Source organism: Clostridium sp. TF11-13AC (assembly GCF_003481065.1).
GTDB classification, from domain to species: domain Bacteria; phylum Bacillota; class Clostridia; order Lachnospirales; family Lachnospiraceae; genus Otoolea; species Otoolea fessa.
On the sequence record NZ_QUKJ01000010.1, the window covers coordinates 46,982 to 48,312 of the forward strand.

Annotated in this window: 1 protein-coding gene; it reads left to right on the plus strand. The window is 44.1% G+C overall.

Features of this window, described 5'->3' with window-relative positions; translation table 11 throughout:
- Window positions 1-66: 66 nt before the first annotated feature.
- Window positions 67-1,331, plus strand: a 1,265-nt coding sequence (locus tag DXD12_RS14420; protein WP_147354027.1) for an IS200/IS605 family accessory protein TnpB-related protein, incomplete at its 3' end; no start/stop codon positions are given.

Here is a 1,331-nt window from a genome sequence, read left to right on the forward strand (position 1 = left end):
CAGGGATCAGGTAGTGGCATACATTGAGGGACAAAAAGAGAAGGAAAAAAGAAAGTAGGAAATTTTATGCAGATTGTATCCAGCTATGGAGTAGAAATTAAAAAAAAGAATATACCGCTCCGCTCTACGCTGGATATTTTTCGGAAGGCAGTTTCCTATCTGATTCCGGTGTATGCAGAGACCTGGGAAGAACTTTCAGAAATCAGAAATCCACAAAAACGCTTTAATGAAGCGGAACATCTGGTACATGAGACAAAAAAGAATCATGCCAGATTTCTGTTTGACCGTCATTTCCCTAAGATGCCATCTTATCTGAGAAGAGCGGCGATTCAACACGCACTTGGAGCCGTGTCCTCCTATCAGACACGCCTTAGTTTGTGGGAAAAGGGAGAACTGAGAGGAAAACCGAAGCTGGTCTGTGAGAATCATGCGATGCCGGTATTTTATCGGGATGTCATGTATAAGGAAGCAGAACCGGGAGAAGATGCGGCACATTTAAAGCTGTTTGATGGGCGGGAGTGGAAGTGGTTTCAAGTAAAATTACTTCATACCGATATGGAATATCTGCGAAAAAAATGGAGTGGTAAAAAGGCATCTGCCCCTACTTTGGAAAGGAAACATCATAAATATTTCCTTCGGTTTTCATACACAGAGGAAGTAAGCTTATCAAAAACAGATGTAAAAGAGCAGGTGATATGCAGCGTTGATTTAGGAATCAATACGGATGCGGTCTGCAGCATCATGCGTGCAGATGGCACTATCTTGGGACGTAAATTTATAAATTTCTCCAGTGATAAAGACCATTTGTATCATGTGCTTGGCAGAATCCGCCGTTTTCAGAGGGAACATTCCTCCAGACAGGTCCAAAGCCGATGGGATTATGCAAAAAGGCTGAATATGGAGCTGTCCCGCAAAATAGCTGCGGAGATCACGAAATATGCCGCAGAGTATCAGGCAGGTGTAATTGTGTTTGAGTATCTGGAAATGCAGGGAAAAATATCCGGAAAAAAGAAACAAAAGCTTCATTTATGGAGAAAGCGGGATATTCAGAAACCGTGTGAACATCAGGCACATCGGAACGGAATTCGTGTGTCCAGGGTCAGTGCCCGGAACACCAGCAGGCTGGCCTGTGACGGAAGCGGAGCGGTAGTAAGAAACCAGGAGAACCATAGCCTATGTATCTTCCGGACCGGAAAACAGTATAACTGCGACCTGTCAGCATCCTATAATATCGGAGCGAGATATTTTATACGGGAATTTTTAAAACCCTTGCCGGAAACGGAAAGGTCTTCACTGGAGGCAAAAGTACCTGCAGTGAAGCGTAGAACCTC